Below are 26,065 nucleotides of genomic sequence, written 5' to 3' on the forward strand. Positions count from 1 at the left end.
CGCCCGCTGGCACTGCTCGACGGCAAAGGCCCGAAAAAAGCCTGCCCGTTCTACTACCAGCTCGACCACCTCGGCACCCCGCAGGAACTCACCGACTACAGCGGCGACATCGTCTGGTCCGCGCAATACGACGCCTACGGCAAAGTCGCCGCACTGACCCTGGCCGGCGAGGACTACCTGAACCAGCCGCTGCGTTTTCAGGGGCAGTACTTCGACGGCGAAAGCGGGCTGCATTACAACCGGCACCGGTATTACGACCCGAGGTTGGGACGGTATCTGACGCCGGATCCGATCAAGTTGGCGGGTGGGTTGAATCAGTACCAGTACGTGCCGAATCCGACGGGGTGGGTGGATCCGTTGGGGTTGAACTCCAACTGCCCGCCGCCGAAGAAGCCTGGGTGTGAGGTGCCGGGTGGAAGTGACGGGGCTCAGGTTGATGAGGATGAGCCGAAACTACCGGAAATTGCTCACAATATAGATCCAAAAACTTTGAAGCGAGTACATACAATAGAGGGAAAAACCTCAACCAAGACAGTCGAGAATTATAAAAATAAAATGCAAAACGGATACGATCCAACAGATCCCATCAAGGTCATAGAACATGACGGCAATCTATATATTTTGGACGGACACCATCGCGCAGCAGCTGCACGGCAAACTTCAACTAATGTGACAATCAAACTCATAACCGACCTCAAAGCGTATAACGGAGCGCTAAGAAGCATTGAAGATATATTAGAGTCAGCAAACAATGTGGGCCTAGACAGATTGGAGCACCGGAGAAGAAGATGAGCGACCAAAATGAAACTTTGGACATCCTGATAAATGACTTCATTTCCATGGTGGAGTCCAGCACCCTGATATTTGAGCGAAAATTTGGCACTCGAGACATTCGAAGGCTTTGGTACACCAAGGTAATAAAGCGACGCGGGAGAGTTACTCGAGGCGTTAAATATGAATTGCATGGTATTGGCTGCCGCATCAATTTATCGACAGGATGCGTAGATTTTGACTATGGCCCTAACGGTGAAATCAATGGCTTTGATACTTGGCGCCTATACAACTTTGCTCGTGAAAGACCCTCTAAGCATAGAAAATATTGCGATGAAGAAACCATTAAAAAAGAACTCGCAGAATATCTGAAGCTAAAAAAAATCAAAAAAATGTCAGGCATAAGTAACTTGTATGTATTGGCTGACTCAACAGAAACCGATTAGACACGACCAAAAAAGGGCCTGTTGAATCAGGCCCTGAAAAACCAAATACATACTCTCAACTCACTACAAAAAACCGTCACAGCTCATACGCATACCCCTCATACTCTTTATCTGCCTCATCCGAATCATTCATGGCATCGTCGCGTCGTCCATCAATGAGCCGGACCCTCATTCCTCGGGTCATTGATGAACGGCAATTCACTCGGGTCTTTTTCGCCTAGCGAGCGACGTGCGACAGCCTGTCATCGACCCCCGACTCAACGGAACCCACCCCGTGAATCAACGGCCCATAACGCCGACTGAACTCCCAGTTGTACGGCACGCCATCCTTGCTGCTGCCGTTGTCCCAGTTCACCGACCAGGTCATCAAGCCTTTGATCGGCAGCCCTTTGATCGCCAGACGCTTGAGGACATTCCCGACCACGGTTTTGTCGATCACATAACCGGTGGCAGCCGCATCGTTGTTGGCCGGCAGGCCAATGACGAACTTGTCCGCCGCGATGCGGGTGAAGCCGCGAGTACCGGTCACCAGGCTTTCAGTCAGGTAATAAAGGAAATCCTCTTTCAACGCATCGTTGTTCTGCGCAATCCACGCGCCCGCGCCGTTGTTGGCTTCCGGCACCCAGACCCCGTCGCCACCCTGGTTGTAGAACTGCGGGGCGATGAAGTCGTAGTAGCCTTCCAGCGCCTGCAGATAGCTCAGGTATTTGCCGGTGCTGGTCAGGTATGGAAACTCCGGGGCCATGCTGATGATGAAGTGCTTGCCTTGGCCTGCGTAGTGATCCTTGACCAGTTTCAGTGCGGCCGGCAGGACGGTCCTGTTGGCCGCGAAATCAATCGCGCTCTGTTCAAGATCAATATCCAGGCCGTCGAAGCCGTAGGTTTCCACCAGACGGATGATTTCATTGGCCAGCGGTTGTTCCTGACCGCTGCGCAACTCGATGTGCGCATCGGCGCCGCCGAGGGAAATTAACACGGCCCGCCCTTGGCTGTTGAGCACACCGACCTGACGGCGGAACTCGGCATCGGAAACGTTGAACGGCTTGAAGGTCGGAATGCCGCTGCCCTTCATAAAGGCTACCGCGACGACGTTGTATTCCTTGGGCACCTCTTCCAGCGACAGGCTGGCGAAGCGACCCTGGCGGTAACCATCACTCAGTCCCGCCGGCCAGTTGTGCCAGAAGCCCATGAGGATCTTTTTGCCGGCAATGCTCGGCATCAGCGAGGCGGCATCGCTCGCGGCGTTTTGCACTAAAGAGAAATCGATTTTTGACATGTTCTAATCCTTCAGAACGTGTGGGTTTGGCGACGCAGCGCCGTTATTTGAAGTCGACGTCGAAGGCCTGATAGAAAGCGTTGCCGGTGTTGGCGACGATCCACATCAGCACGATCACGTGATGGCCTTTTTTGTTGGCCGGCAGTTTCACCGCGTGATTGACCTTGGCCTTCAGCTCATTCGGGTAGCTGTAATACGGCACCTGAGTGTAGAAGTCCTCGAAGAACGGTTGGCTTTCCAGTTGCGCACGGGTGATGCGCTGCTTCGGATCCCAGCCGTCCTTGGTGATCAGCCAGCGATAGCCGCGAGTGGTGTGCGGTGCGGTGTATTCCCACTTGATTTCGAGGGTTTGTCCCGGGGTGACATTGAGCAGCGGCCAGGTGAATGGACGACCGAGTTTCTTGCTCATTTCTTCATGGGTGAAGTTCACGCAGTCGCGGGCGTCACTCTTGCCACCACTGAGGATGTAGCCGTCGGCCGGTGGCGTGACACTGTCCGAGTCGCTCTGGTATGGCGCCGGAAACGGCCCCGCTGCCAGCGCCGGGAAATTTTTCCCGCCTTCCATTTCATTGACCTGCCAGGCACCGAGCAGTCCTTGCTCAATGGCCACCGCACCGCGGCTGGCAGGAGAGATGACGCGACCATGTCGCAGTTGGGTTTGTGCTTGTGGTTGATTCATGTTTTTCACTCCGTTGATTTAAGAACTCTCCTTTCCGAGGAGAGGCCTTCAAGCTAACGGAGGCGAATTTTTTGTCCATCGGCGATTTTCTCGCAGTCAGCGGATGAAGGCCAGCAAAACACTGCAAATACTGGATGTATATCCAGTCTTTTACGATAATACCCACCCGAGATGACGCCAAAAGATTACACGCCGATGCTGCAAAAACTGCCATTCAGTACTCACGGCAACTGTGCCTTGAACTCCTTTTCGTATTGCCCGGCGAGTTGTACTTTCTGTTTCTCGTTGAGCAATTTGCCGGCCATCTGGAAGAACTTCTGTTCTTCTTCTTTCAAATGATGATGAACCTTGTCCGACAGCTTCTTCGCGGTTGCCAACCACGCCGGACTGGACATCTCGGTCTCGTCGAGTTCTTCCATCATCTCGTCCATTTCATGGTGTTCAGCGATGGCATGGCGGCTCAGATCGACACCCTCGTCAAGCTCCATCAACGGAATGTAGAAATGGCGTTCTTCGGCGGTTTCGTGGGCCTGGAGTTCGGCTTTGAGTTGTTTGTACGCCTCGACCCGCTCCGGGGTGTCGCCGCTGGTTTCGATCAGGGTTTTGGCGTAGCTACGCTGGCGCTCATGGCTTTCGCGAAGGGCTTCGAAAATATTCATGGGGGATCCTCATCAACCGCGTGCTGGAATGACGCTGTAACAGCTAGACCCCGGCGCGTGAGCGGCAGTTCCACCGGGTTGAGGGGGGCTTGGAAGATCACCGCCGGGCAGGATAGGCTGCGGGTTCAAACTACAAGGAAGTCAGGCATGAACTTGCGCATCGAGTTGTCACAACATTCCACAGAAGAAGAACGCCAAGCGATTCTCGCCCCCCTGCATGCCTATAACGTGGCCAAGGCCGGGATCGCGGTATCCGAACCGCTCACCCTGCTGGTGCGTGACGATCACGATCAGATTCTGGGTGGACTCTATGGCCGGCTGGTCTGCCAGTGGTTGTTCATCGATTTGCTGTCAGTGCCTGAAGCAGCCCGGGGCCAGGGTATTGGCTCGAAACTGATGCGCATGGCCGAAGAGCTGGCGCGGGAGAAAGGTTGCATCGGCGCATGGCTCGACACGTTCGACTTTCAGGCACCGGAGTTCTACAAGAAACTCGGGTACAGCCAGTTTGGTGAGATTGTCGATTATCCGCCGGGGCACAAGCGGCATTTTTTCCAGAAGCGCCTGAACGGTTGAATGTGACGCCGCCTTCGCGAGCAAGCTCGCTCCCACACTGGATGAGTGATCGACAAAGAATCGATGTGGGAGCGAGCTTGCGAAGGCGGCTTGAACCTCACCGCGACCATTGGCCCTACAGACAGGTTGCCAACGCCGCCAACCGGCGCTTGGCGACAAAATCATCCTTCTGCGCGTAGTAATTCAGCGTCGTCCCCGATGCTTCGGTGAGCACATCGACAAAAGACTCTGCCGAACGGGTATACACCGTCGTACCGCCCGATTTACGCGGTTCCAGATACGCCGCCGCATCCACGCCAAACACCGCTTCGTCCTGCCAGCCGAACTGCACACAACGCGCCACGTCTTTTTCGGCTTTGTCCGACGTCAATACCTTGTACGGGGTTTTCGTGCGAGCATCGTCCATCACCGAGCCTGCGCAACCGGCCAGCAGTGTCGCGGCCAGCGCTACCATCAGAATTCGCATTGCATTCGCTCATTCAGAAAAAAGCGGACTGTATCATCGCAGCAGCAGGAATCGTTCTGCTTTACTGCATTTATAGCGCGACAGGCGCAGGCCGCTGCGGCAACCTAAGGTCATCAGCCTCACAAGGAAAACACATGGCGCCTACCGACCAGCGACATGAACATGCCCTGAAAGTATTTCTCGACGCGCGTCCCGAACTGCGCGAAAACCTCGACCACCTCAACCCGTTACTGGCTCAGGCCAAAGGCGAAACTCAGGCGCAGTATCGTGAAGAGCGACTGCATGAAGCATTTGAGGCCGAGGCGGAAGAACAAGGTCTGTTTGCCTGGGAGCTGACACTGCTACTCACGGCCGCAACGCCTGAGGAATACCAAGCGCAGCGCCTTGAGGTGCATCGTGAAGTCGCAGAAATGGCTCATATGGGTTGGCCGGAATATTGCGATCTGTATGGCATAGAACCATAACCGCCGCCCAAGGACACTTCTACCGATGCTGCCATCCGCCTCGACTCACCGCGCAAGCCCCGGGCATCTGCACACTCAGAAGTGGCGCGGGCGGATTGGTCTGGCGCTGGTGGCCGGCCTCTCGGTACTGGCCGGCATGACCGATGCCATCGGCTTTATGGCCAGCGGCGACTTCGTCTCGTTCATGAGCGGCAACACCACCCGACTTGCCGTGGCGATCAGCGATGGTGATATCGGGCTGACCCTGCGTTTGTTGGTCCTCGTCGCCACTTTTATAGCCGGGAACGCCTTGGGCGTTATCGTTGCCCGTTTCGGTGGCCGCCGGGCGTTGCCGTTGCTGCTGTGTATCGCCACCCTGCTGTGTGCGGCGGCCGCCTGGCCCTTCGACACCCAACTGCCGGCGCTGATGGCGGCGATCATTGCGATGGGCATGCTCAACGCGTCGGTCGAAGAGGTGAACGGCTTGCCGGTCGGACTGACTTACGTGACTGGCGCATTGTCGCGGTTCGGCCGTGGTTTGGGGCGCTGGATGCTTGGCGAACGGCGCAGCGGCTGGCGGGTGCAACTGGTGCCGTGGAGCGGGATGTTTATCGGCGCGATTCTGGGGGCGGTGCTGGAACATCATTTGGGACTGAAGGCGATGTTTGTCAGCGGTTTGCTGGCGGCGGTGATCGGCTTGGTCTCGCTGAGAATCCCACGGCGCTGGCAGCTGGGCTATATGCCGCGCTAACCGAGGACAACAAAATCTTTGTAGGAGTGAGCCTGCTCGCGAAGACGCCGGCACATTCTTCATCTTCACCAACTGACAGACCGCTATCGCGAGCAGGCTCACTCCTACAAGGTTTCGCGGCTGTCGCGATAAAGCTTTATCATGGCCGCAGTTTTGCTGATCGAGTCCGTCATGAAGTTCGCCATTGCGCTGTTTTCCGCCGCCCATGCGCCCTCCTCGCGCCGCGCCCTGCTGTTTGCACAAGCCGCGCTGGCCGGTGGGCATGAAATTGTCCGGCTGTTTTTCTATCAGGACGGCGTTTACAACGCTTCGGACGCGGTGGTCACCCCGCAGGACGAACTGGACCTGCCCAAACAATGGCGCACCTTCATCACCGAGCAAAAGCTCGACGGCGTGGTGTGCATCGCCGCCGCCCTGCGCCGTGGCGTGCTGAACGCTGAAGAAGCCAAGCGCTATCAGCGTGACGCCGTCTCCGTCAGCGCGCCGTGGGAATTGTCCGGCCTCGGTCAGTTGCATGACGCGGTACAAGACGCTGACCGCTTGATCTGCTTCGGAGGTGCGTGAGATGGCTAAATCCCTGTTGATCATCAGCCGTCAATCGCCATGGTCTGGCCCCGCGGCCCGCGAAGCGCTGGACATCGTGCTGGCCGGTGGCGCCTTCGATCTGCCCATTGGCTTGCTGTTTCTCGATGATGGCGTCTTACAACTCGCCGCCGGGCAGAGCGCCAAGGCCCTGCAACAGAAAGACTTGAGCGCTAACCTGCAAGCGCTACCGATGTTTGGTGTAGAAGAACTGTTTTACTGCGCCGACAGCGCCAGCACTCGTGGCCTCGGCACTCTGTCGCTGGACGAAGCGCAGCCGCTGGCCGCCGAGCAAATCACCGCCCTTATTGACCGTTACGACCAGGTGATCACCCTCTGATGTCGACTTTGCATGTGTTGTCTCATTCCCCGTTCGGCGATGATCGCCTGACCAGTTGCCTGCGCCTGATCGGCAGCGCTGATGCTGTGTTGCTGTCCGGCGACGCGGTCTATGCTCTGCAACCGGGCACCGCGCCGTTCACCGCCCTGCAAAACCGCCAGATCAAATTGTTGGTTCTGGCCGAAGATGCACAGGCTCGCGCCATCGAAGTCCCGGACTGGGCTGAGGCCATTGATTACCCGGCCTTCGTCGAGTTGTCGATCCATCACGACAAGGTCAACAGCTGGCTATGAATTCCATGACCGTCGGCGCCCGCGCCATCGAACTGGACAAGGACGGCTTTCTCGTCGACCTCAGCGACTGGTCTGCCGATGTTGCCAGCGCCCTCGCTGCCGCCGAAGAGATCGAGTTGACCGCCGAACACTGGGAAGTCCTCGAACTGCTGCGTAGCTTCTACGAAGAATTCCAGCTGTCCCCGGCCACCCGGCCGCTGATCAAGTACACCGCGTTGAAACTCGGCCCGGACAAAGGTAACAGCCTGCACCTCAACAGACTGTTCAAAGGCACCCCTGCCAAACTCGCCGCGAAACTGGCGGGCCTGCCCAAACCGACGAATTGCTTATGACCGACTTTCCAGCGCTGACCCTCGAAACCCCTGCCGAGCATCCGTTCGCCCAATTCGTGCGCATTCTTGGCAAAGGCAAACGTGGCGCTCGCGACCTGACCCGCGAAGAGGCCCGCGAAGCCATGGGCATGGTGCTTGACGACAAGGTTGAAGACACCCAGCTCGGCGCTTTTCTAATGTTGCTGCGGCACAAGGAAGAAAGCGCCGAGGAAATGGCCGGCTTCACCGAAGCCCTGCGCGAGCGCCTGCAGGCGCCGGCGCTGAACGTCGATCTGGACTGGCCGACTTACGCTGGCAAGAAGCGTCATCTGCCGTGGTATCTGCTGGCGGCCAAGTGTCTGGCACAGAACGGCGTGCGCATTTTCATGCACGGCGGCGGCGCACACACCGCCGGGCGTCTGTACAGCGAGCAACTGCTTGCTGAATTGAACATCCCGTTGTGCCGCACCTGGCAGCAGGTCGGCACAGCGCTGGACAACGGCGGACTGGCATTCATGCCGCTGGTGGACTGGGCGCCGCAATTGCAGAACATGATCGATTTGCGCAACACCCTCGGCCTGCGTTCGCCGATCCATTCCCTGGCGCGGATCCTCAATCCGTTGGGCGCACGCTGCGGCCTGCAAAGTATTTTCCACCCCGGCTATCAGGCAGTGCACCGCGATGCCAGCGGTCTGCTGGGCGACACGGCGATTGTGGTCAAGGGCGACGGCGGCGAAATCGAGATCAACCCGGATGCCGACAGCCACCTCTACGGCACCACCGCCGGCGAGAGCTGGGACGAGGAATGGCCGCGATTGTCGGCGCAGCGCCACGTCAAACCGGCGACCCTGGACGTCGAACACCTGAAAGCCGTATGGCGTGGCGAGGTGGTCGACAGTTACCCGCAAATGGCGTTGATTGCGACCATGGCACTGGCCTTGCGCGGTCTCGGTCAAAGCCGTGAGCAAGCCTTCGCAACCGCCGAGCACTACTGGGCCGCGCGGAACAAATCGATTTAACCGATCATTCGCGCCTGATCTTTGCGCTTTTTGTTCGAACTCATCGGAATAGACTCGACTCCAACGATTATTGGTTTACGGAGTCTTGATCATGGGTTTACTCGTCGATGGCCACTGGCAGGACAAGTGGTACGAAAGCAGCAAGGACGGCGCCTTCCAGCGCGAACAGGCCAAGCGCCGCAACTGGGTAACCGCCAACGGCGAACCCGGCCCCAGCGGTGAAGGCGGTTTTGCCGCAGAGGCCGGGCGCTATCACCTCTATGTTTCGCTCGCCTGTCCGTGGGCGCATCGCACGCTGATCCTGCGCAAACTCAAAGGCCTGGAAAGTCTCATCGACGTCTCGGTGGTCAGTTGGTTGATGCTGGAAAATGGCTGGACCTTCGACACGGCGCTCGGCTCAACCGGCGACAAACTCGATGGGTTTGAATTCATGCATCAGCGCTATACCGCCGACACTGCCGATTACACCGGCCGTGTCACCGTGCCGGTGCTGTGGGACAAAAAGCTCAAGCGCATCGTCAGTAATGAATCGGCGGAAATCATCCGCATGTTCAACAGCGCGTTCGATGGTTTGACCGGCAGTGATCTGGATTTCTATCCGGCGCCATTACGCGGCGAGATCGATGCGCTGAACGAGCGGATTTATCCAGCGGTTAACAACGGCGTGTATCGCGCAGGTTTTGCGACGTCACAACAGGCTTATGAAGAAGCGTTCGATGAGGTGTTTGCCGAGCTGGATCATCTGGAGCGGGTGCTGGGTGCCAATCGCTACTTGTCGGGTGAGTACTTGACGGAAGCGGACATCCGTTTGTTCACCACGATGATTCGTTTTGACGCGGTCTACCACGGCCACTTCAAGTGCAACCTGCGGCGGATTGCCGATTACCCGAATCTGTCAAACTGGCTGCGGGAGATGTATCAGATGCCGGGGATTGCCGAGACGGTGGACTTCCAGCACATCAAGAACCACTACTACGGCAGTCACAAGACCATTAACCCGACGGGAGTTGTGCCGAAGGGGCCGGAGCAGGATTTCAACGTCGTCCATGATCGGGCGCGGTTGAGCGGCAAAGGGGTTTGGCGAAAAGGTTGAGAGTTATAGGGTTTTGGAAGGCCTCTTCGCGAGCAAGCTCGCTCCCACACTGGATATGTGTCGTTCACAAATCCCCTGTGGGAGCGAGCTTGCTCGCGAATGGGTCAACTCGGTTTTTCAGACCTGCGCCTGAGCCCCTTCGAACCACGCCAGCTTCTCGCGCAGTTGCACCACTTCACCGACGATGACCAGTGTCGGCGCATGCACTTCATGCTCCGCCACCAGTCGCGGCAGATCAGCCAGCGTGCCGGTGAAGACGCGCTGATTGACCGTGGTGCCCTGCTGAATCAATGCCGCCGGGGTATCGGCTGAACGACCATGTTTGATCAGTTGTTCGCAGATGACCGGCAACCCCACCAGGCCCATGTAGAACACCAGCGTCTGCGCCGGCGCGACAAGGTCGGCCCAAGGCAGATCGGTGGAGCCGTCCTTCAGATGGCCGGTAACAAAGCGCACCGACTGCGCGTGATCACGATGCGTCAGCGGAATCCCGGCATATGCCGCGCAGCCACTTGCCGCCGTGATACCCGGCACAACCTGAAACGGAATGCCGTGAGCGGCCAGCTCTTCGATCTCTTCGCCGCCACGGCCGAAGATAAACGGATCACCGCCCTTCAACCGCACCACACGCTTGCCGGCCTTGGCCAGGTCGACCAATTGCTGGTTGATCTGATCCTGCGGCACAGCGTGATCAGACCGACGTTTGCCGACGTAGACCCGCTCGGCATCACGACGGCACAGCTCAAGAATCGCTGGCGCCACCAAGCGGTCGTACAGCACCACATCGGCTTGCTGCATCAGACGCAACGCCTTGAAGGTCAGCAGGTCCGGATCGCCCGGGCCCGCGCCGACCAGATACACCTCGCCGGTCGTGACCATGGCTTCGCCATCGATCTTGGCTTGCAGCAGACGCTCGGCTTCGGCGCCCTGCCCGGCCAGTTGCCGGTCGGCAATCGGCCCCTGAAACACGTCTTCCCAGAAACCACGACGCTGCTGCACATCCGGAAACAGGCTTTTCACCTGATTGCGGAAACGCGCGGCGAGCCCGGCCAATTGGCCGTAGGTCGATGGAATCCAGGTTTCGATCTTGGCGCGGATCAAACGCGCCAGCACCGGCGCATCGCCGCCGCTGGACACGGCAATGATCAGCGGCGAACGGTCGACGATCGCCGGGAAGATCACGCTGCACAAGGCAGGCGCGTCGACCACGTTGACCGGCACGCAGCGCTTGTGCGCATCGGTGGAGACTTGGGCGTTCAGCGTCTCATCGTCGGTGGCGGCAATAATCAGCCCGCAACCGTCGAGATCCGCCTCGACGTAACCGCGCAACAGGCATTCACCGCCAGAGGCGACGACCAGTTCACGCAGTTGCGTTTCGATTTCAGGTGCGACCACCCGCAGCAGCGCACCGGCATCGGCCAGCAGGCGGGATTTGCGCAAGGCAATTTCCCCCCCACCGACGACCAACACACGACTGCCGCGCAGGTTGTGAAACAGCGGCAGATATTTCATTTAGCCGATGACCTCAAGGCCACCCATGTACGGCTTGAGTACGTCCGGCACACGGATCGAGCCGTCGGCCTGCTGGTAGTTTTCCAGCACGGCAACCAGCGTACGGCCTACGGCCAGACCGGAACCGTTCAAGGTGTGCACCAGCTCAGGCTTGCCGGTTTCCGGGTTGCGGAAACGCGCTTGCATACGACGGGCCTGGAAGTCGCCGCAGTTCGAGCACGAGGAGATTTCGCGGTACTTGTCCTGGCTCGGGATCCACACTTCCAGATCGTAGGTCTTGACCGCGCTGAAACCCATGTCGCCGGTGCACAGCGCCAGGGTGCGGTAAGGCAGACCGAGCAGTTGCAGGACTTTTTCGGCGTTGGCGGTCAGGCCTTCCAGCGCTTCCATCGAAGTCGATGGCTCAACGATCTGGACCATTTCGACTTTGTCGAACTGGTGCTGACGGATCATGCCGCGGGTGTCACGGCCCGATGCACCGGCTTCACTGCGGAAGCACGGAGTGTGCGCGACGAACTTGATCGGCAGCAGTTTCGAATCGACGATTTCGCCCGCAACGATGTTGGTCAGCGACACTTCAGCGGTCGGGATCAGGTAGAGATCGGCTTCGCCTTCGCGCGCGATCTTGAACAGGTCTTCTTCGAACTTCGGCAGTTGACCGGTGCCTTGCAGCGCCGGCGCCTGAACCAGATAAGGCGTGTAAGCCTCTTCGTAGCCGTGTTCGTTGACGTGCAGGTTGATCATGAACTGTGCGAGCGCACGGTGCAGACGCGCGATCGGGCCACGCAGCAGGGCGAAACGCGCGCCGGACAGCTTGGCGGCGGTTTCGAAATCCAGCCAGCCGAACTTCTCGCCCAGGGCAACGTGGTCTTTCACTTCGAAGTCGAACGCGGTCGGCGTGCCCCAGCGGCGCACTTCAACGTTGTCGTCTTCGTCTTTGCCGACCGGCACGGATTCGTGCGGCAGGTTGGGGATACCGAGCAGGATCGAATCCAGTTCGGTCTGGATCGCGTCCAGCTCGACTTTACCGGCACTCAGTTCGCCCGCCATGCGCTCGACGTCCGCCATCAACGGCGCGATGTCTTCGCCGCGCTGCTTGGCCTGACCGATGGATTTGGAACGCGCGTTACGCTCAGCCTGCAGTGCTTCGGTGCGGGTCTGGACGGTCTTGCGCTGTTCTTCCAGCGCTTCGATGCGCGCGGTATCCAGGGCAAAGCCACGGGAAGCCAGGCGGTCCGCTACGTCCTGAAGGTTGCTACGTAACAGTTTGGAATCGAGCATGTCGGTTTCTCGTTATCAAAGTTTGGTCAAAGACAGGCCGGCCCACGTCGCGAGCAGCCCGCCGAATACGCTGAGTGCCGCATAGCCCAGAGCCAGCGGCACTTGCCCGCTTTCCAGCAGGCGCACCGTATCCAGTGAAAAGGATGAAAATGTCGTCAGCCCCCCAAGGAAGCCGACCATCAACCCGGCGCGTACCTCGATCGGTACTTCCGGGCGTATCAAAAACAGGCCGTACAACACGCCAATCAGCAAACAGCCCACGATATTAACGGCCAGCGTCGCGGTATAGAAGTGCCGCGGCCAATTGGCGTTGACCCAATTACCGGTGGCGAAGCGCAACAAGGTGCCGGCAACCCCGCCGGCGGAGACCGCAATGATCAATGGAAGCACTATTTTCTCCGCTGCCGAGGGCTTAAACGATCGAGTTGGGCGAGGTGGTTGAGCTTCTCGCCGATCTTCAATTCCAGACCGCGCGGCACCGGTTGGTAGAACGGGATGGGATCAAGCTCTTCCGGGAAATAGTCTTCGCCGGCGGCATAAGCGTCCGGCTCGTCGTGGGCGTAGCGGTATTCGTCACCGTAGCCCAATTGCTTCATCAGTTTCGTCGGTGCGTTGCGCAGGTGCAGTGGCACTTCCAGCGAGCCGTTTTCAGCGGCGGCGCGCAAAGCGGTTTTGAAGCCCATGTACACCGCGTTGCTTTTTGGCGCACAGGCCAGATAGGTGATGGCTTGGGCCACGGCCAACTCGCCTTCCGGACTGCCGAGACGCTCCTGCACTTCCCACGCCGCCAGGCACAGGCTGAGGGCGCGCGGGTCGGCATTGCCGATGTCTTCGCTGGCCATGCGCACTACGCGCCGGGCCAGGTACAGCGGATCACAACCGCCGTCAATCATTCGCGCAAACCAGTACAGTGCACCGTCGGGGTTGGAGCCGCGCACGGACTTGTGCAGCGCCGATATCTGGTCGTAGAACGCTTCGCCGCCCTTGTCGAAACGCCGACGCGTATCGCCGAGCAGGCTCTGCAGCAACTCGGTGCCGATTTCGCTGTTGTCTTCAGCCAGGTCCGAGGCGTTTTCCAGCAGGTTGAGCAGACGCCGGCCATCGCCATCGGCGGCGGACAGCAGCATCTGGAAGCCTTCATCGTTCAGCGTCAGGTTGCGCTTGCCCAGACCGCGCTCTTCGGTAAGCGCGCGGTGCACCAGTTTGCGCAGCGCCGCTTCGTCTAGGCTTTTCAGCACGTAGACGCGAGCACGCGACAACAAGGCGTTGTTGAGTTCGAACGAAGGGTTTTCGGTGGTGGCGCCGATGAAGATCAGCGTGCCGTCTTCAACGTAAGGCAGAAACGCATCCTGCTGGGATTTGTTGAAGCGGTGCACTTCATCGACGAACAAAATGGTGCGCTTGCCGTACTGGCCGGCCTGCTGCTTGGCGATTTCAACGGCCTGACGGATCTCTTTGACCCCGGCGAGCACTGCCGAGACCGTTTCGAAGTGCGCATCGGAGACTTCCGCGAGCAACCGCGCCAAAGTGGTTTTACCCACTCCGGGCGGCCCCCAGAAGATCATCGAATGCAGGGCACCCTGCTCCAGCGCCTCACGCAGAGGCTTGCCGCGAGCGAGCACGTGCTCCTGACCGACGTACTCATCCAGATTGGTCGCACGCAAACGCGCGGCCAGTGGCTGGGCAATCGGTGCACTGCGAAACAGATCCATCACGTAGCGTTGAAACCTCTATTTGATCAGGTCGATCATTTGCCCTTGTGGGAGCGAGCCTGCTCGCGAAAGCGGTATTAATGCTGGATGAAATATCGCTTTCGCGAGCAGGCTCGCTCCCACAGGGTTTACGTGTTTATTCCTGGATCACGTCGGCACCCTCGGGGATGTCGAACTTGAACTTCGATGCCGATACCGGCTCGTTGGCCTTGACCCCGGTAAACAGGATGTTGGTGCGCTGGCCGACGCTATCGATCAGTTGCATATCGTTGAGCAGACCGTTGCGGAACGACAGACGCAGGTTATCGAACAGAGTGTCTTTGGTTTTCGGCTTGAGGGTGAAGTCGATCACGCCGCCCGCCTCTTTCGCGCTGATATCAAAACTCTGGCTGATCTTCGACACATCACCGGACAGCAGCAGCGCCGGGGTTTGGGTCAGACGCTCGTCGAGCTTCTTGATGGTCGCCTGTTCCAGATCCGGGTCCCACAGGGTGACTTTCTTGCCGTCGGAAACCATGGTCTGCTCGTTTGGCGCATTGGTGTGCCAGTAGAACAGGCCCGGACGCTGCAGGGTCATGTTGCCGGTGGTTTCCTGCAACTGCGTGCCGCTGCCGTCGAGGGTCAACTGCGAGAAGTTCGCGCTCAGGGTCTTGGATGTTTCCAGCAATTGGGTCAGACGCGCCACGTCCTTTTGATCGGCGTGGGCCGTGAGAGTGGTCAGCGCCAGTACTGGCAGCAGCATGCGGATAAGACGCATGGGAGTCCTCTTGAATACTCGTTGGGAGAGCGGCGGCACATCATTGTCCCGCCTCTTGCGTTTGCAATCAGTCGCGTACCGGGCCCGGGGCCAGGACTTCGCGGGAACCGTTGGTGTTCATCGAGGTGACGACGCCGGCCATTTCCATGGCTTCGATCATCCGAGCGGCGCGGTTGTAGCCGATCTTCAGCTTGCGCTGTACAGCGGAAATCGAGGCACGACGGCTTTCGAGAACGAACTGTACGGCTTCGTCATACAGCGCGTCGGCTTCCGGATCATCGCCGTCGCCGCCACCGCTGCTGCCTTCAAAACCGCTGCCAGCTTCTTCGACACCGTTGAGGATGTCATCGTTGTATTCCGGTGCGCCGCGCAGTTTCCACGCTTCGACCACACGGTGTACCTCATCGTCGGATACGAATGCACCGTGAACCCGAATCGGCAGGCTGGTGCCCGGCGGCATGTAGAGCATGTCACCGTGACCGAGCAGCTGTTCGGCGCCACCCTGATCGATGATGGTGCGCGAGTCGATCTTGCTCGATACCTGGAACGCCATACGCGTCGGAATGTTGGCCTTGATCAGACCGGTGATCACGTCCACCGATGGCCGCTGGGTCGCGAGGATCAAGTGAATACCGGCAGCTCGGGCCTTCTGGGCGATACGGGCGATCAGTTCTTCAACCTTCTTGCCGACGATCATCATCATGTCAGCGAATTCGTCGACCACTACAACGATGGTTGGCAGCTTCTGCAGCAACGGTGCTTCGTCGTGGATGCTTTCGCGTTTGTACAGCGGATCGCTCAATGGCTCGCCGGCATCCTGCGCTTCCTTGACCTTGGCGTTGAAGCCGGACAGGTTGCGCACGCCCATCTTCGCCATCAGCTTGTAGCGACGCTCCATCTCGGCAACGCTCCAGCGCAAGGCGTTGGCGGCGTCCTTCATGTCGGTCACGACCGGGCAAAGCAGATGCGGAATGCCTTCGTAGATCGACAGTTCCAACATTTTCGGGTCGATCATGATCAGCTTGGCGTCTTCCGGGCCGGACTTGAACAGGATCGACAGGATCATCGCGTTCACACCCACCGACTTACCGGAACCGGTCGTACCGGCCACCAGCAGGTGCGGCATCTTCGCCAGGTCAGTAATGACCGGCTTACCGCCGATGTCGTGACCCAGCGCCAGGGTGACCGGTGATTTGAAATTGTCGTATTCAGGCGTCGACAGCACTTCGGAGAAGCGCACGATCTGCCGGTCTTCGTTGGGAATCTCGATACCGACGGTGGTCTTGCCCGGAATCACCTCGACCACCCGCACACTGGTCACGGCCAGGGAACGTGCAAGGTCTTTCGCCAGGTTGGCGATGCGGCTGACTTTGACGCCGGCGGCAGGCTGGATTTCGTAACGGGTAATCACCGGGCCAGGATGGATCGAATCCACCGTGACCTCGACACCGAACTCCTTGAGCTTGATCTCCAGCAAATGGCCGACCGCCGCCAGGGATTCCGGTGAGTAATTGAGTTGTTTCTTTTCCGCCGGATCAAGAATCGAGATCGGCGGCAAGGTGCCTTCCACGGCGCTGTCGACGAACAACGGCACCTGCTTCTCTTTCTGCACGCGCTTGCTTGGCTCGGGCGCCTTGGCCGGGGCCGGGGCGATAACCGGCGGCACTTGTTTCTCGCGGTCGGACATGTGCTTGCTCAGGGCTTGCTCACGTTCGATCAGGCGTTCTTTGACTTTGGCTTGTTCGCGCTTGTCAGTGACCGTCGGCGCGACCACGTCATGCACGCGATCGTCGACTTCACGCAATTGCGCAACCAGTTGCTTGCGCTCGGTACGGGCCGACCACCAGCGATTGAGCGCGCCTTGAAACAGTTCGAACAGATCAAGGGTGATCTTGCCGGTGATGTCCATCACCTTGAACCACGACAGATCGGTAAATACTGTCAGGCCAAACAGAAACAACGCAATGAACAGCAGCGTGCTGCCCTGAATATTCAGCGCATTCTTCGCCAGATTGCCGAGGCTTTCGCCCAGCGCGCCACCAGCCCCCGCGGGCAGGCCCGAGGCCGCGTGAAAGTGCAGATGCGCCAGCGCAGCGCCAGACAACACCAGAAACACCAGACCGATCAGACGCCAGGAAAACAGCCAGCCGCTCCACTGCCATGGCTCGTGGCGCTGGCGAAAAATCTGGTACGCCTTGATCGCCAGCAGCAACGGGAAGATATAGGCGAAGTAACCCAGCACCATGAACAGAATGTCGGCGCTGTAGGAACCCGCCGGGCCGCCGAAATTCTGTACGTCATCGATCTTGCTGTTGTGGCTCCAGCCTGGATCGTCCTTGCCGTAGGTCAGCAAAGCCATCATCAGGAACAGGCACAAGGCGCCGATGGCGATCAATGCACCTTCCTTGAGCCGGTAGTGCAACTGTTGGCGCCAGAGCGGGACGACTGTTTTTGGTGCTTCGGTGGATTTCTTCAAAACGCTTCTTTTCCTGCGCCCGAGGCGCGTCCATCTATTGAATGACGATAAAAAACTGCCCAATCCAGGCAGGTAAAAAAGTGAACGAGCGCAACTGAGACTACTTTTAACACTGTGCTGCCGCTTTTATAAATACAGCGCACGGCGAACATTCTGTAACAGCCCGGCATTGTACGGGTTTGTGCGTGCGATGCCATGCTTCAAGCCCCAGGATTTAGCATAGTCAAGCACACAGAAGCCGAGACTCAATTTGAGCATGCATTACCTTTTGTGACAAAGGCTTATGAGGTCTATTTGATGAACGTAGCGAAGCATTCACGCCTGATCATCCTCGGCTCCGGCCCGGCCGGTTACAGCGCTGCCGTGTATGCCGCCCGTGCCAACCTCAAACCTGTGGTCATCACCGGCCTGCAGGCCGGTGGCCAGCTCACCACCACCGTCGAGGTCGACAACTGGCCCGGTGACGTCGAAGGCCTCACCGGCCCGGTGCTGATGGAGCGCATGCAGAAACACGCCGAACGCTTTGCCACAGAGATTGTTTACGACCACATCCACACCGCCAAGTTGCAGCAGCGCCCGTTCGAGCTTATCGGCGACAGCGGCACTTACACCTGCGACGCACTGATCATTGCCACCGGCGCCTCGGCGCAGTATCTGGGCTTGCCCTCGGAAGAAGCCTTCGCCGGCAAAGGCGTTTCCGCCTGTGCGACCTGTGACGGCTTCTTCTATCGCAATCAGGTGGTCGCCGTGGTCGGCGGCGGCAATACGGCGGTTGAGGAGGCACTTTACCTGTCGAACATCGCCAGGGAGGTGCACCTGATCCATCGTCGCGACAAACTGCGTTCGGAGAAAATCCTTCAGGACAAACTGTTCGAGAAAGCTGCGAACGGCAACGTGCGCCTGCACTGGAACCAGAACCTCGACGAAGTGCTCGGCGATGCCAGCGGCGTCACCGGCGCGCGACTGCGGGACAGTCATACCGGCGAAACCCGCGAACTGGCGTTAGCCGGGGTATTCATTGCCATTGGTCACAAGCCCAACACCGACCTGTTCCAAGGCCAGTTGCCGATGCGCGACGGCTACTTGCGGGTCAAGGGCGGCAGCGACGGCGACGCCACCGCCACCGAGATTCCCGGGGTATTTGCCGCCGGTGACGTGGCTGACCACGTTTACCGCCAGGCGGTAACGTCAGCCGGTGCCGGGTGTATGGCCGCACTGGATGCCGAGAAGTATCTGGACGACATTCCTGTCATTTAACGGCACACTTTATCGCGGGCCAGACGCCCCACCGCCCTCCCCTTCTGTAAGCCTGGATGCCATGCTGACTTGGTTACAACGTAATTCCCTGACTTTTCCGCCACTGGAAAAGGCCATGCGCGACCCCAACGGATTGCTGGCTGCGGGTGGCGATTTGTCGGCCGACCGGCTGATTCAAGCTTATCGCCATGGCTGCTTTCCATGGTTTTCCGAGGGTCAGCCGATTCTCTGGTGGTCGCCGGATCCGCGCACCGTCTTATTTCCCGACGAACTGCATGTCTCGCGCAGTCTCGGCAAACTGCTGCGTCAGGAACGCTTTCAAGTGACCTTCGATCAGGATTTCGACGCCGTGATCCGCGCCTGTGCCGCACCACGGGATTACGCCGATGGCACCTGGATCACCGAGGCGATGCAGGGCGCCTATGTCGAACTGCATCGTCGCGGCTTCGCGCATTCGGTGGAGGTCTGGGATCAGGGCGAACTGGTCGGTGGCCTGTACGGCCTGGCGATGGGCCAATTGTTTTTTGGTGAATCGATGTTCAGCCGCGCCGACAATGCCTCGAAATTCGGCTTTGCGACCCTGGTGCGGCATATGAAAGACTCGGGATTCGTGCTGATCGATTGCCAGATGCCGACCGATCATCTGCACAGCCTCGGCGCCAGAGCCATTCCCCGCCAGGAATTCGCCGACTATCTGGCCCGCCATCTGGACCAACCCAATCGTGCCACCTGGGTTTGCTGAGCGACTTTTGCGCGCGTGGCTTACACTTAATTCACCAGCTTATCCCGAGGGTTGATCATGACCGAGTTGGCGCGATTGAAGTTCTATGCCACTCAGCCTCACTCTTGCAGTTATCTGCCCGAGGAGCAGGCCACGACCCTGTTTCTCGATCCGAGCCAGCCCATGGATGTGCATGTCTACGCAGACCTGTCGGAAATGGGCTTTCGTCGCAGCGGCGATCATCTGTACCGTCCGCATTGCCAGAACTGCAATGCGTGCGTGCCTGCGCGCATTCCCGTGGCGCAGTTCATGCCCAATCGTCAGCAGAAGCGGATTCTCAAGCGCAATACGGATTTGCAGGTGCGCCCGGCCAAACCGCAATTCAGCGAAGAATATTTTGACCTGTATCAGCGTTACATCGAACAGCGCCACGCAGACGGCGACATGTACCCGCCGAGCCGTGATCAGTTCGCGACGTTTCTGGTCCGCGACTTGCCGTTCTCGCGCTTTTACGAGTTCCGACTCGACGGACGGTTGCTCGCCGTGGCGGTCACCGATTTGCTGCCCAACGGTTTGTCAGCCGTGTACACCTTCTACGAACCCGCCGAAGAACGCCGCAGCCTTGGCCGATTTGCCATCCTCTGGCAAATCGCCGAGAGCCAGCGCCTCGGGCTTGAGGCGGTCTACCTCGGTTACTGGATCAAGAACTGCAAAAAGATGAACTACAAGACGCAATATCGCCCCATCGAATTGCTGATTAATCAGCGCTGGGTGATCCTCAACTAAACCCAAGCCGTAAACCCCTTGGCGTAAACCCCATTTTTCGGGCACAATGCACGCCGCTTTTGCCTGGCGCAGTTGCACCGGGCCATTCATTGGATACCGAGGGCTTTACTGCATGTCGAAAGAAGACAGCTTCGAAATGGAAGGCACTGTCGTCGACACCCTGCCCAACACCATGTTTCGTGTGGAGTTGGAAAATGGGCACGTCGTAACCGCGCATATTTCCGGCAAGATGCGCAAGAACTACATTCGTATTCTTACCGGTGACAAAGTGCGCGTCGAGCTGACGCCCTATGACTTGAGCAAAGGGCGCATCACTTACCGCGCTCGTTAATCAAGTCAATACAGAACGCCCGGTTTATACCGGGCGTTTTTGTTTGTCTGGGATTTGGGTTTTGGGTTTTGGGTGTATATCCGTTTCTCCGGGTGCTGCCGCTGGCGGTTTCGCTCTTACAGCGAGTCCCTTTTTCAAACGCCAAAAAGGAACCAAAAGGCTTTGCCCCTGGCGTACGGCCCGCTCGCTGGGGCTCGGGGTTCCCGAGCTACGGTGTCCATCCGGGGGCATCGCCTACGGTTTGCTTCGCTGCACCTCCTCTCGATGTATGCGGCTACGCCGCACGGCGCTGCGCGCCTACCCCCGGATGAACACCTACGCTCGGCCTGCCGATGGGGCAAAAGATCAAAAACCACATCAAAAGCCAAAGCCAGATCAAAAGCCCCTCACCCTAGCCCTCTCCCGGAGGGAGAGGGGACTGACCGAGTTGTTTGGGAGAACTACTCCGACTTGGGATATCGAGTTGAACGCGAATTTTGAGAGACTCACCATCGGCTCCCTCTCCCTCGGGAGAGGGCTGGGGTGAGGGGCGAATCCACCACAAATCCAAAGCCGACCACGCTGTGCTCCTCACCACTCAACAGGATGAGCGTTAGCTCGGCTGCAGCTTTTGATCTGTAAGGCGACGTCGGAAGGCTGAGTGGAGGGATTGATCCGGGCGTGGGAGCGCAGCGACCGTTTGGCGCAGCCAAACACAGCGAGAGGAGGTGCAGCGAAGCAAACCGTAGGCGCTGCGCCCGGATCGATCCCGCAGCGAAGGAACCCCGAGCCCCAGCGAGCGGGCCGCACGTAGGAGCAAGCGTTTTTTGCTTACTTTTTTTGGCGTTTGAAAAAAAGTGAGTCGCCGTAAGGGCGAAACCGTAATAAGCCATCACCGCAGCAACGGATATTCACCCAAAAAACCCAAACGACAAATAACAAAAAGGCGCCCGAAGGCGCCTTCCCAATCAACATCAAACCGTCAGGCCATCTCAGCGGTAGTCTCGAAGTCAAACGTCAACTCACCATCCTTGATGTCGATGTGCACCACACCGCCATGCTCGGCCAGCTCGCCAAACAGAATCTCCTCCGCCAACGGACGCTTGATCTTGTCCTGGATCAGACGAGCCATCGGACGCGCACCCATCGCCGAGTCATAACCACCCGCCGCCAGCCAACTACGCGCAGCATCAGTGACCTCAAGCAACACACGCTTGTCTTCCAACTGCGCCTGAAGCTCGGTAAGGAACTTGTCCACCACACTTTTGATGACCTCATGACTGAGGCGACCAAACTGGATAATGGTGTCCAGACGGTTACGGAACTCCGGCGTAAAGCTCTTCTTGATCACTTCCATCGCATCAGACGAGTGGTCCTGATGGGTGAAACCGATCGAAGCACGCGCCGCTGTTTCGGCACCAGCGTTGGTGGTCATGATCACAATTACGTTGCGGAAGTCCGCCTTGCGCCCGTTGTTGTCGGTCAGCGTACCGTGATCCATCACTTGCAACAGCAGGTTGAAGACTTCCGGATGCGCCTTCTCGATTTCATCAAGGAGCAATACGCAATGCGGCTGCTTGGTGATCGCCTCGGTCAACAGACCGCCCTGATCGAAACCGACATACCCAGGAGGCGCACCGATCAGACGCGACACGGTGTGACGCTCCATGTATTCGGACATGTCGAAGCGAACCAGCTCGATCCCCAAGGCCTTGGCCAATTGCCGCGCAGCCTCGGTTTTACCAACACCGGTCGGGCCTGCGAACAGGAACGAACCGACTGGCTTGTCGGGCGATTTAAGCCCGGCACGCGACAGCTTGATCGCGGTCGACAGCGAATCGATCGCCGCGTCCTGACCAAACACCGTCAGCTTCAGGTCACGCTCCAGGTTACGCAGCAGCTCCTTGTCGGAACTGGTGACGTGCTTCGGTGGAATCCGTGCGATTTTCGCCACAATGTCTTCGACCTGTGGCACTTCGATGCGCTTCACACGTTTTTCGACCGGTTGCAGACGCTGATAGGCGCCCGCCTCGTCGATCACGTCGATGGCCTTGTCCGGCATGTGCCGGTCATTGATGTAGCGCGAAGCCAGCTCAGCAGCGGCGCGCAACGACTCATCGCTGTATTCGATGTTATGGTGCTGCTCGAAACGCCCTTTCAGGCCGCGCAGGATGCCGATGGTGTCTTCCACCGACGGCTCGACGACATCGACCTTCTGGAAGCGACGCGCCAGGGCACGGTCCTTCTCGAAGATGCCACGAAATTCCTGGAACGTGGTCGAGCCGATGCAGCGAATGTCGCCAGACGACAGCAGCGGCTTGAGCAGGTTCGAAGCATCCATCACGCCACCGGAAGCAGCGCCGGCACCGATGATGGTGTGGATTTCGTCGATGAACAGGATTGCCTGCGGACGTTTTTTCAGTTCGTTGAGCAGCGCCTTGAAGCGCTTCTCGAAATCACCACGATACTTGGTGCCCGCGAGCAGAGCGCCAAGGTCGAGCGAGTAAACAACGCTGTTGGCCAGCAGGTCCGGCACCTGATTATCAACAATGCGCTTGGCCAGGCCTTCGGCAATCGCGGTTTTACCCACGCCCGCCTCGCCTACCAGCAGCGGATTGTTTTTGCGCCGACGCGCGAGAATCTGCGCGACACGCTCGACTTCCGACTCACGGCCGACCAGCGGATCGATACGACCCTGGCGCGCGAGTTCGTTGAGGTTGCTGGCATAAGCATCCAGAGGATTGCCTGAAGAAGAAGACTCACCGCCCTCGTCGTCCTGCATATCTTGTTCACCTTCAGAGTGATCGCCATGCCCCGGCACTTTGGAAATGCCATGAGCGATGTAATTGACGACATCGATGCGCGCAACGCTCTGCTGCTTCAGCAGGAACACTGCCTGACTCTCTTGCTCACTGAAGATTGCGACCAGCACATTGGCGCCAGTCACTTCGCGTTTGCCCGAGCTCTGTACGTGGAAAACAGCACGTTGCAGTACACGCTGGAAGCCCAGGGTTGGCTGGGTTTCACGATCTTCGTCATGAACGGGGATCAATGGCGTGGTGGAGTCGATGAACTCCTGCAGGTCATGCTTGAGTTTGTCGAGGTTTGCGCCGCAGGCACGCAAAACGGTGGCGGCAGCCTCATTGTCCAATAGGGCCAGCAAAAGGTGTTCGACGGTCATGAATTCATGACGTTTCGAACGAGCCTCCTTGAAGGCTAGATTGAGGGTGACTTCGAGCTCGCGGTTTAACATAGCTTCACCTCATACCCAAGTGGTCGGCGATTAACCGTCCTTCTCGATTTCACAGAGTAGCGGATGCTGGCTTTCCCTGGCGTACTGGTTGACCTGCATGGCCTTTGTCTCGGCGATGTCGCGGGTAAACACTCCACATACTGCCCGCCCTTCTGTGTGGACGGCCAGCATGACCTTGGTCGCCAGCTCGCGATTCAGGTTAAAAAACACCTCGAGCACTTCGACGACGAAATCCATCGGTGTGTAGTCATCATTAAACAAAACCACCTTGTACATCGGCGGCGCCTGTAACGCAGGCTTTGCTTCCTGAACAGCAACGCCTGCCGAATCGTCGTCGTGCTCCTCTGGAAGATCCTTTTGGAGAAGCGGGCGATCCTGATTGAATGTTAGTCGAATCTGGCTGATTGCATGCATGGAAAGAAAGGTTCKTCAGTTGTGCAAATACAGTGGTGGGGGCGGCTGTCCACGTTTTCAACTCCGACTGCCCGGTCACCTTGACTATCGGGAAAACGGTGTTACAACCAATAGAACCCACAGTGGGTAAAAAAGATCCGCGGAGTCAATTCTTTTAACGAATAAGATTGCGGATGAATTGGATGATACTCCAGCGATGGAGTCTGTTGCAGAGGGATTTGAGCATGGCTGTCGGCAAGGTGAAATGGTTCAACAATGCCAAGGGTTTTGGATTCATTATCGAGAACGGCCAGACAGAAGACCTGTTTGCCCACTACTCGGCTATCCAGATGGAAGGCTATAAAACCCTGAAGGCAGGCCAAGAGGTGTACTTCGAACTCCTTCAAGGCCCCAAAGGCCTGCACGCCGTCGCGATTCAGGACAAAAAAACAGTGGATGACGCAGTCGGTGCAGCAGCAGCTGCTGCCGCCGCGACCAGCCAAGCGGCAGTCATGAGCTGAGCAACTCCGCCCAAGACGTCCAGCCATAAAAAAACCGCCTGACTCAATTCATCGAGTCAGGCGGTTTTTATGTGCCCGCGTTTTACATATGCGAAATCAGCGCATCGCCGAAGCCCGAAGACGAAACCAGTTTGGCGCCGTCCATCAGACGCTCGAAGTCATAGGTCACAGTCTTGGCCGAAATAGCGCCGTTGGTGCCCTTGATGATCAGATCCGCCGCTTCGGTCCAGCCCATGTGGCGCAGCATCATCTCTGCAGAGAGAATCAGCGAACCCGGGTTGACCTGATCCTTGCCGGCGTACTTCGGCGCAGTACCGTGGGTGGCCTCGAACATCGCCACGGTGTCGGACAGGTTGGCGCCCGGCGCGATGCCGATACCGCCCACTTCCGCCGCCAGGGCGTCGGAGAGGTAGTCGCCGTTCAGGTTCAGGGTCGCGATCACATCGTATTCGGCCGGGCGCAGCAGGATCTGCTGGAGCATGGCGTCGGCGATGGCATCTTTGACCACAACGTTCTTGCCGGTTTTCGGGTTTTTGAACTGCATCCACGGACCGCCGTCGAGCAGAGTCGCGCCGAATTCTTCAGCGGCCACTTCGTAGGCCCACTCTTTGAAGGCACCTTCGGTGAACTTCATGATGTTGCCTTTGTGCACGATGGTCAGCGAATCGCGGTCGTTATCGACCACATATTGCAGGGCCTTGCGCGCCAGACGCTTGGTGCCTTCCAGCGAAACCGGCTTGACGCCGATGCCGCAGTTTTCGTCGAAACGGATCTTGGTAACGCCCATTTCTTCTTTAAGGAATTTGATGACTTTGGTGGCTTCCGGCGAACCGGCCTTCCACTCGATACCGGCATAGATGTCTTCGGAGTTCTCGCGGAAAATGGTCATGTCGACGTCGCCGGGCTTTTTCACCGGGCTTGGCACGCCTTCGAACCAGCGCACCGGGCGCAGGCAGACGTACAGGTCGAGTTGCTGACGCAGGGCCACGTTCAGCGAGCGGATGCCGCCACCGACCGGGGTGGTCAGCGGGCCTTTGATGGAAACCACGTAATCCTTGACTGCATCGAGAGTTTCCTGAGGCAGCCAGGTGTCCTGATCATAAACCTGAGTGGCTTTTTCCCCGGCGTAGACTTCCATCCAGGAAATCTTGCGTTTACCGCCGTATGCCTTTTGAACTGCAGCATCGACAACCTTGATCATCACCGGGCTGATGTCGACACCAATGCCGTCACCTTCGATGAAGGGGATGATCGGGTTATCAGGAACATTGAGAGAATGGTCTGCATTGACGGTGATTTTGTCGCCGACGGCTGGAACCTGAATCTTCTTGTAACCCATGCTGAACTCCATTGTTTGGATTGAACATCTGGCTTGGTCCGAGCG

Annotated in this window: 28 protein-coding genes and 1 pseudogene; 16 read left to right on the forward strand and 13 right to left on the reverse strand. The window is 58.2% G+C overall.

Annotated elements, in window-relative coordinates; genetic code table 11:
• Nucleotides 1-792 (forward strand): RHS repeat-associated core domain-containing protein (locus tag AC1DVF_RS19745; RefSeq protein ID WP_477783014.1); only part of this gene is annotated, 792 nt, incomplete at its 5' end.
• A complete protein-coding gene (locus AC1DVF_RS19750; protein WP_414926397.1) occupies nt 789-1,217 on the forward strand; it encodes a DUF6896 domain-containing protein in 429 nt (142 codons plus the stop codon). The genes AC1DVF_RS19745 and AC1DVF_RS19750, both read left to right, overlap by 4 nt.
• A gap of 274 nt (nt 1,218-1,491) precedes the next feature.
• Here AC1DVF_RS19750 and AC1DVF_RS19755 read toward each other — a convergent pair.
• The 3 genes and pseudogenes from AC1DVF_RS19755 to AC1DVF_RS19765 form a co-directional block, all read right to left on the reverse strand.
• Nucleotides 1,492-2,493 (reverse strand): annotated as a pseudogene (locus tag AC1DVF_RS19755) (chitinase); the annotation flags it as partial.
• Nucleotides 2,494-2,536: 43 nt separating this feature from the next.
• A complete protein-coding gene (locus AC1DVF_RS19760; RefSeq protein WP_099756632.1) occupies nt 2,537-3,172 on the reverse strand; it encodes a lytic polysaccharide monooxygenase auxiliary activity family 9 protein in 636 nt (211 codons plus the stop codon).
• Nucleotides 3,173-3,393: 221 nt separating this feature from the next.
• Entirely contained in the window at nt 3,394-3,831 is a 438-nt protein-coding gene (locus AC1DVF_RS19765) for a hemerythrin domain-containing protein (RefSeq protein WP_093434348.1), read from the reverse strand.
• A 147-nt stretch (nt 3,832-3,978) separates the two neighbouring features.
• Here AC1DVF_RS19765 and AC1DVF_RS19770 point away from each other — a divergent pair, with 147 nt between their 5' ends.
• A complete protein-coding gene (locus AC1DVF_RS19770) occupies nt 3,979-4,404 on the forward strand; it encodes a GNAT family N-acetyltransferase (protein ID WP_477783015.1) in 426 nt (141 codons plus the stop codon).
• A gap of 115 nt (nt 4,405-4,519) precedes the next feature.
• On the opposite strand, the gene AC1DVF_RS19775 is transcribed toward AC1DVF_RS19770, so the two are convergent.
• Nucleotides 4,520-4,870 (reverse strand): hypothetical protein, encoded by a 351-nt coding sequence (locus tag AC1DVF_RS19775; RefSeq protein ID WP_093434342.1) that lies wholly within the window; start codon nt 4,868-4,870, stop codon nt 4,520-4,522.
• A 134-nt stretch (nt 4,871-5,004) separates the two neighbouring features.
• On the opposite strand from AC1DVF_RS19775, the gene AC1DVF_RS19780 reads away from it, so the two are divergent.
• The 8 genes from AC1DVF_RS19780 (at nt 5,005) to AC1DVF_RS19815 (ending at nt 9,702) form a co-directional block, all read left to right on the forward strand.
• Complete coding sequence (locus tag AC1DVF_RS19780) at nt 5,005-5,334, forward strand: DUF6388 family protein (RefSeq protein WP_460091408.1); 330 nt, start codon at nt 5,005-5,007, stop codon at nt 5,332-5,334.
• A gap of 25 nt (nt 5,335-5,359) precedes the next feature.
• The gene (locus AC1DVF_RS19785; RefSeq protein ID WP_477783016.1) at nt 5,360-6,064 is read left to right on the forward strand and encodes a YoaK family protein; all 705 of its coding nucleotides are present in this window, start codon (nt 5,360-5,362) and stop codon (nt 6,062-6,064) included.
• 171 nt (nt 6,065-6,235) lie between these two features.
• Nucleotides 6,236-6,628: a sulfurtransferase complex subunit TusD gene (gene tusD / locus AC1DVF_RS19790; protein ID WP_116256750.1), complete on the forward strand. Its 393-nt coding sequence runs from the start codon at nt 6,236-6,238 to the stop codon at nt 6,626-6,628.
• Between the two features lies 1 nt (nt 6,629).
• Nucleotides 6,630-6,986: a sulfurtransferase complex subunit TusC gene (gene tusC / locus AC1DVF_RS19795; protein WP_116256749.1), complete on the forward strand. Its 357-nt coding sequence runs from the start codon at nt 6,630-6,632 to the stop codon at nt 6,984-6,986.
• The gene (gene tusB / locus AC1DVF_RS19800) at nt 6,986-7,279 is read left to right on the forward strand and encodes a sulfurtransferase complex subunit TusB (RefSeq protein WP_093434334.1); all 294 of its coding nucleotides are present in this window, start codon (nt 6,986-6,988) and stop codon (nt 7,277-7,279) included. The genes tusC and tusB overlap by 1 nt, the downstream gene beginning before the upstream one ends.
• Complete coding sequence (locus AC1DVF_RS19805; protein ID WP_095118237.1) at nt 7,276-7,611, forward strand: TusE/DsrC/DsvC family sulfur relay protein; 336 nt, start codon at nt 7,276-7,278, stop codon at nt 7,609-7,611. The genes tusB and AC1DVF_RS19805 overlap by 4 nt, the downstream gene beginning before the upstream one ends.
• On the forward strand, nt 7,608-8,609 hold the full coding sequence (locus AC1DVF_RS19810; RefSeq protein ID WP_477783017.1) for a glycosyl transferase family protein: 1,002 nt from the start codon (nt 7,608-7,610) through the stop codon (nt 8,607-8,609). The genes AC1DVF_RS19805 and AC1DVF_RS19810 overlap by 4 nt, the downstream gene beginning before the upstream one ends.
• Nucleotides 8,610-8,700: 91 nt before the next feature.
• Nucleotides 8,701-9,702, forward strand: coding sequence for a glutathione S-transferase family protein (locus AC1DVF_RS19815; protein ID WP_116256746.1), 1,002 nt, complete (start codon nt 8,701-8,703; stop codon nt 9,700-9,702).
• Between the two features lie 117 nt (nt 9,703-9,819).
• Here the strand turns inward: AC1DVF_RS19815 and cysG are convergent, their stop codons facing one another.
• The 6 genes from cysG to AC1DVF_RS19845 all read right to left on the reverse strand — a co-directional run bounded on the left by cysG (nt 9,820) and on the right by AC1DVF_RS19845 (nt 17,440).
• Nucleotides 9,820-11,214, reverse strand: coding sequence for a siroheme synthase CysG (cysG, locus tag AC1DVF_RS19820; RefSeq protein ID WP_099756637.1), 1,395 nt, complete (start codon nt 11,212-11,214; stop codon nt 9,820-9,822).
• Nucleotides 11,215-12,495 carry a serine--tRNA ligase gene (gene serS, locus AC1DVF_RS19825; protein WP_007908080.1) on the reverse strand — a complete coding sequence of 427 codons (1,281 nt, stop codon included), beginning with the start codon at nt 12,493-12,495 and terminating at the stop codon, nt 11,215-11,217. It abuts the gene before it with no gap.
• A gap of 15 nt (nt 12,496-12,510) precedes the next feature.
• Nucleotides 12,511-12,885, reverse strand: coding sequence for a fluoride efflux transporter CrcB (gene crcB / locus AC1DVF_RS19830; RefSeq protein ID WP_007908079.1), 375 nt, complete (start codon nt 12,883-12,885; stop codon nt 12,511-12,513).
• Nucleotides 12,885-14,207: a replication-associated recombination protein A gene (locus tag AC1DVF_RS19835; protein WP_034155144.1), complete on the reverse strand. Its 1,323-nt coding sequence runs from the start codon at nt 14,205-14,207 to the stop codon at nt 12,885-12,887. Before AC1DVF_RS19835 ends, crcB begins: the two co-directional genes overlap by 1 nt.
• A 136-nt stretch (nt 14,208-14,343) precedes the next feature.
• A complete protein-coding gene (gene lolA / locus AC1DVF_RS19840) occupies nt 14,344-14,964 on the reverse strand; it encodes an outer membrane lipoprotein periplasmic chaperone LolA (RefSeq protein ID WP_477783018.1) in 621 nt (206 codons plus the stop codon).
• Nucleotides 14,965-15,031: 67 nt separating this feature from the next.
• Nucleotides 15,032-17,440, reverse strand: a complete 2,409-nt coding sequence (locus tag AC1DVF_RS19845) for a DNA translocase FtsK (protein ID WP_034155142.1) — start codon at nt 17,438-17,440, stop codon at nt 15,032-15,034.
• Between the two features lie 297 nt (nt 17,441-17,737).
• Between AC1DVF_RS19845 and trxB the strand changes: the two genes are divergently transcribed.
• From trxB to infA, 4 genes are all read left to right on the forward strand, one after another.
• The gene (gene trxB / locus AC1DVF_RS19850; protein ID WP_093434300.1) at nt 17,738-18,697 is read left to right on the forward strand and encodes a thioredoxin-disulfide reductase; all 960 of its coding nucleotides are present in this window, start codon (nt 17,738-17,740) and stop codon (nt 18,695-18,697) included.
• Between the two features lie 61 nt (nt 18,698-18,758).
• The gene (gene aat / locus AC1DVF_RS19855; RefSeq protein WP_477783019.1) at nt 18,759-19,439 is read left to right on the forward strand and encodes a leucyl/phenylalanyl-tRNA--protein transferase; all 681 of its coding nucleotides are present in this window, start codon (nt 18,759-18,761) and stop codon (nt 19,437-19,439) included.
• Between the two features lie 57 nt (nt 19,440-19,496).
• Nucleotides 19,497-20,204 (forward strand): arginyltransferase, encoded by a 708-nt coding sequence (locus AC1DVF_RS19860; RefSeq protein ID WP_093434294.1) that lies wholly within the window; start codon nt 19,497-19,499, stop codon nt 20,202-20,204.
• A 112-nt stretch (nt 20,205-20,316) separates the two neighbouring features.
• Nucleotides 20,317-20,535: a translation initiation factor IF-1 gene (gene infA / locus AC1DVF_RS19865; protein ID WP_002553999.1), complete on the forward strand. Its 219-nt coding sequence runs from the start codon at nt 20,317-20,319 to the stop codon at nt 20,533-20,535.
• 961 nt (nt 20,536-21,496) lie between these two features.
• Here infA and clpA read toward each other — a convergent pair.
• Both clpA and clpS read right to left on the reverse strand, forming a co-directional pair.
• A complete protein-coding gene (gene clpA, locus AC1DVF_RS19870) occupies nt 21,497-23,767 on the reverse strand; it encodes an ATP-dependent Clp protease ATP-binding subunit ClpA (protein WP_016987404.1) in 2,271 nt (756 codons plus the stop codon).
• Between the two features lie 30 nt (nt 23,768-23,797).
• On the reverse strand, nt 23,798-24,181 hold the full coding sequence (gene clpS / locus AC1DVF_RS19875; RefSeq protein WP_016987405.1) for an ATP-dependent Clp protease adapter ClpS: 384 nt from the start codon (nt 24,179-24,181) through the stop codon (nt 23,798-23,800).
• Nucleotides 24,182-24,405: 224 nt separating this feature from the next.
• Between clpS and cspD the strand changes: the two genes are divergently transcribed.
• Nucleotides 24,406-24,681, forward strand: coding sequence for a cold shock domain-containing protein CspD (gene cspD, locus AC1DVF_RS19880; RefSeq protein ID WP_477783020.1), 276 nt, complete (start codon nt 24,406-24,408; stop codon nt 24,679-24,681).
• A gap of 82 nt (nt 24,682-24,763) precedes the next feature.
• Here the strand turns inward: cspD and icd are convergent, their stop codons facing one another.
• A complete protein-coding gene (gene icd / locus AC1DVF_RS19885) occupies nt 24,764-26,020 on the reverse strand; it encodes an NADP-dependent isocitrate dehydrogenase (RefSeq protein ID WP_007920207.1) in 1,257 nt (418 codons plus the stop codon).
• Nucleotides 26,021-26,065: the final 45 nt, after the last annotated feature.

It is taken from the genome of Pseudomonas sp. P4_D7 (assembly GCF_056401755.1).

What these genes read in the sequence shown, in the direction of transcription:
- AC1DVF_RS19750 (WP_414926397.1), top strand. Translation starts at nt 789, where the DNA reads ATGAGCGACCAAAATGAAACTTTGGACATCCTGATAAATGACTTCATT.
- AC1DVF_RS19760 (WP_099756632.1), bottom strand. Translation starts at nt 3,172, where the DNA reads ATGAATCAACCACAAGCACAAACCCAACTGCGACATGGTCGCGTCATC.
- AC1DVF_RS19765 (WP_093434348.1), bottom strand. Translation starts at nt 3,831, where the DNA reads ATGAATATTTTCGAAGCCCTTCGCGAAAGCCATGAGCGCCAGCGTAGC.
- AC1DVF_RS19770 (WP_477783015.1), top strand. Translation starts at nt 3,979, where the DNA reads ATGAACTTGCGCATCGAGTTGTCACAACATTCCACAGAAGAAGAACGC.
- AC1DVF_RS19775 (WP_093434342.1), bottom strand. Translation starts at nt 4,870, where the DNA reads ATGCGAATTCTGATGGTAGCGCTGGCCGCGACACTGCTGGCCGGTTGC.
- AC1DVF_RS19780 (WP_460091408.1), top strand. Translation starts at nt 5,005, where the DNA reads ATGGCGCCTACCGACCAGCGACATGAACATGCCCTGAAAGTATTTCTC.
- AC1DVF_RS19785 (WP_477783016.1), top strand. Translation starts at nt 5,360, where the DNA reads ATGCTGCCATCCGCCTCGACTCACCGCGCAAGCCCCGGGCATCTGCAC.
- tusD (WP_116256750.1), top strand. Translation starts at nt 6,236, where the DNA reads ATGAAGTTCGCCATTGCGCTGTTTTCCGCCGCCCATGCGCCCTCCTCG.
- tusC (WP_116256749.1), top strand. Translation starts at nt 6,630, where the DNA reads ATGGCTAAATCCCTGTTGATCATCAGCCGTCAATCGCCATGGTCTGGC.
- tusB (WP_093434334.1), top strand. Translation starts at nt 6,986, where the DNA reads ATGTCGACTTTGCATGTGTTGTCTCATTCCCCGTTCGGCGATGATCGC.
- AC1DVF_RS19805 (WP_095118237.1), top strand. Translation starts at nt 7,276, where the DNA reads ATGAATTCCATGACCGTCGGCGCCCGCGCCATCGAACTGGACAAGGAC.
- AC1DVF_RS19810 (WP_477783017.1), top strand. Translation starts at nt 7,608, where the DNA reads ATGACCGACTTTCCAGCGCTGACCCTCGAAACCCCTGCCGAGCATCCG.
- AC1DVF_RS19815 (WP_116256746.1), top strand. Translation starts at nt 8,701, where the DNA reads ATGGGTTTACTCGTCGATGGCCACTGGCAGGACAAGTGGTACGAAAGC.
- cysG (WP_099756637.1), bottom strand. Translation starts at nt 11,214, where the DNA reads ATGAAATATCTGCCGCTGTTTCACAACCTGCGCGGCAGTCGTGTGTTG.
- serS (WP_007908080.1), bottom strand. Translation starts at nt 12,495, where the DNA reads ATGCTCGATTCCAAACTGTTACGTAGCAACCTTCAGGACGTAGCGGAC.
- AC1DVF_RS19835 (WP_034155144.1), bottom strand. Translation starts at nt 14,207, where the DNA reads ATGGATCTGTTTCGCAGTGCACCGATTGCCCAGCCACTGGCCGCGCGT.
- lolA (WP_477783018.1), bottom strand. Translation starts at nt 14,964, where the DNA reads ATGCGTCTTATCCGCATGCTGCTGCCAGTACTGGCGCTGACCACTCTC.
- trxB (WP_093434300.1), top strand. Translation starts at nt 17,738, where the DNA reads ATGAACGTAGCGAAGCATTCACGCCTGATCATCCTCGGCTCCGGCCCG.
- aat (WP_477783019.1), top strand. Translation starts at nt 18,759, where the DNA reads ATGCTGACTTGGTTACAACGTAATTCCCTGACTTTTCCGCCACTGGAA.
- AC1DVF_RS19860 (WP_093434294.1), top strand. Translation starts at nt 19,497, where the DNA reads ATGACCGAGTTGGCGCGATTGAAGTTCTATGCCACTCAGCCTCACTCT.
- infA (WP_002553999.1), top strand. Translation starts at nt 20,317, where the DNA reads ATGTCGAAAGAAGACAGCTTCGAAATGGAAGGCACTGTCGTCGACACC.
- clpA (WP_016987404.1), bottom strand. Translation starts at nt 23,767, where the DNA reads ATGTTAAACCGCGAGCTCGAAGTCACCCTCAATCTAGCCTTCAAGGAG.
- clpS (WP_016987405.1), bottom strand. Translation starts at nt 24,181, where the DNA reads ATGCATGCAATCAGCCAGATTCGACTAACATTCAATCAGGATCGCCCG.
- cspD (WP_477783020.1), top strand. Translation starts at nt 24,406, where the DNA reads ATGGCTGTCGGCAAGGTGAAATGGTTCAACAATGCCAAGGGTTTTGGA.
- icd (WP_007920207.1), bottom strand. Translation starts at nt 26,020, where the DNA reads ATGGGTTACAAGAAGATTCAGGTTCCAGCCGTCGGCGACAAAATCACC.